We start from the raw sequence: 3,076 nt of genomic DNA on the forward strand, positions 1-3,076 counted from the left end.
GTTTTAATACTGTTAAATTTTGGGAGCAGGAGTTCAATTATGATAACCAAGATATCCATAATGATATATTAAATGATTCAATTCAAATATTTAGATCACAAGGTAACAGTTATTATGATATGGGATTATGGGACGAACTCTTATCCAGTGATGAGACTTATTTTCATAAAGTCATTGCAGGAAAAAATCCTTCTTTTTGGAAAGAGGGTGATATCAAATCACTAGTGGATAAAGGCAACGAGCTCAACAATTTGTTAATTGAACATTGCCTTATTAATCCGATTATGGCTTTAGCACAATCACAGGCAATTCAACCTGAGAGTTCTGGTAAACAATTGGAAAAAATCACTAATGCACAAGGTGTACAAAAAGCGTTATCAGAAGCAGGGCACACGAATGCTAAAAGTAGAACTATTACCTTTAATATCAACACCGTTAAAATAAGTGCTTTGGAGAGTAATAAAAATGTTTCAATTACTTCGCAAACCACCATTGACGACACCAAAAAAACCACTATCACCTTAACAGTATTTTGTGATGATGATGGTTTTAAAAATATTGAAGATTATGTGAAACGGACTAACAGAGGCAATCGTGCTGTCAATGATGTGAATAAGCTGGCAACGGTAATTGATAATAATGTTGTCATAAATAATACTGACTCAAAAACAGTGAATCCTGATTTAATTACCGATGAGTTTCGTCTAACCTTACCGGAAGAGCGATATAAGCAACTTGAGGCTCAGCTCAAAACCAAACATGGTTCCAATTTTAGTGGTTTTGAGATTATTGACAGTAAAGATGGACTGATAACCGCAACATTTAAAGGTCGAGGAACACAAGAGAGTATTAATGAATTAAAAGCCTACCTGCAAAGATATGCCTCAGATACCACAAAAAATCAATTTGCATCCGTAAAAACACTAATAAATAAAATCACCAATAACCATATTGATATTACAATTCATGCTAATACTATGACCGAAGGCGCCCAAGAGGTGGGAAATGTGATTAAAGAAAGCGTACCCTCTATTACCGCTAACGAACCCTCACCCCATCTAAGTAATACGCCAGTTAATAATTCTTCCAATCCTAAATTACGAGTGGCTTATGCAGCAAGTAGTGCCTCAATTCTATTTGAATTCCTTTTATTAGCATGGCAAGCAAAATTATTGCTAGATAATAATAAAACTCTGCAAAAAACTAATTTAACAGAAGAACAGCAGTTTGAAATAAAGTGTGGATTGGCATTAGGTTTTGCTTCCATTTTGCTCAATACTTTACAGTTTATTGTTAACTCGACCGATAAGCTTGCAAAGATGGCGGGTAATGTTAGTAATAAACTAATGATACCGCTTACTAATAAAGCAGCAGTACTGTCCCAAAAAACCGTAATGAAATTACTAATTAGCTATATCAAAAACATGACGATCATGGCAAGAGCTTTGGGAGCCTTTGAAGGAATAAAAGAAATTTATTTTGGTTTGAACAAAATAAATGCAGGATTTAAAACTTCAGGAAGATGGCAATTTGCATCTGGAGCTTTTTTGCTTGTATCAATGGGCTTCGGTAGTACTGGAATTGGTATCGCATTATCGGTTGTCTGTATTGTATTATCGGTATTTTGTGCGTTTATGAGCGAACTGACCTCATTAACGTCCATGGAGCGTTGGTTTGACCGCTGCTACTTTGGTTTAAATCAGCTAACGGGCAATTTATCTCCCTATCCTTTAACCGAAGACGGCATTAAAAAGCTTATTCATGGCTTTTATGGTGCGTCTCGTGGTTACGAACTTTTTCTAACCAAAAAATCGCAAAAAAAGTTAATTATTGATTATGGCGATAAGCATGATATTTATCTGAATGTAATTTTACCTAATTATAAACCGGACAGCATCCGCTATTATGGATCATTGATTGTTGAAAAAAAAGAGAGCAGTCAAAATGAGCTAATTGGTCATAACTTGACAGGAACGACTTTTAAATCAACGACCTCTCGTGATAGTTCGGCTGGCTCGCTCTCAACGTTAGAGATGAAAGTTGATTTTACAAACCAAACAAGTCAATTATCAGCAAAAAATCAGCTGGTGACCTATAAGCTTGATGAACAAGGCTCATTGATCATCTGTCCAGTGGTCTATGTCGCTGATGACAATATTGATACAAAAATAAGTGTGCTAGGCTTTATTGAAGAGCAAAATGGCAGCGAAACACCATTTACCATTGAATTAGAAGATTACATTGACATTTGAGTAGGAACAGATAATGGCAGAATTTAAATTAGGGTATAAACATTATCCTAAAGACTTAGCAAAATTTAAACCAATAGATAAAGACGATGACTTAACCAATCTTCGTTTTGGCAATAATACCTTTATTGAAATAGGGCGTACCAGTAGCCAATTTGCTCGTACGTTAGAGATGATTGTAAAACTAACTGGATGTGGGGGATTTATTTTCGCTCTTTATGCTGGAATACAGCTTTTTCTCGATATTAATCCTTATTCTATATATAGTGATGTAGCCTTTTCTTTGGGTGTGATTATCTTTTCTTTACTTGCATTATTTTTATTTCTAATGCAATTAGCAAAAGTTATTATTTGGCCTACCGACTACCCGGTACGTTTTAACCGTAAAACCGGTAAAGTCTATGTATATGAACCAATGCTAAGTAAACGACTTTATTATTTTCCCTTAAGGGAGATAAGAAAGCTTTATAAACCTGTTATAAAAGTCTATGACTGGCAATCAATTGACGGAATGGTTTCACGTCACGGCTTCTTTCAGCAGGAGATTTTTGCGGCAGTGATCGACCGACAAACCGATACCCTAATAGATTACTTTAGTTTATGGGATAACGCCAACTATGTCCATAAAAGCGAATGGCGCTGGTTATTGTGTTATATGAATGGTATGGAAGGGATGAATTACAAAGGCAAAATTAGGGGGCGCTTTTGGCTGGGTCGATTATTTAACTGCTTTGCGCCTGAGTTTAACTGGCCAGAGGGTATTGATAAAGCCTCACGGGCAGAATCACTTGAAGAGCTTGCCAAAATAGAGCAGGAGTATGATTTAG

General features: G+C 35.9%; 2 protein-coding genes. Both read left to right on the forward strand.

The genetic code is table 11. The features are described 5' to 3' along the window. Nucleotides 1-2,252 (forward strand): hypothetical protein (locus tag H3S88_RS13020; RefSeq protein WP_198229194.1); only part of this gene is annotated, 2,252 nt, incomplete at its 5' end. A gap of 13 nt (nucleotides 2,253-2,265) precedes the next feature. Continuing rightward, a partial coding sequence (locus H3S88_RS13025; RefSeq protein ID WP_198229192.1) for a DUF6708 domain-containing protein occupies nucleotides 2,266-3,076 on the forward strand: 811 nt, incomplete at its 3' end.

It is taken from the genome of Gilliamella sp. B14448G11 (genome assembly GCF_016101765.1).
Lineage (GTDB): Bacteria > Pseudomonadota > Gammaproteobacteria > Enterobacterales > Orbaceae > Gilliamella > Gilliamella apicola_N.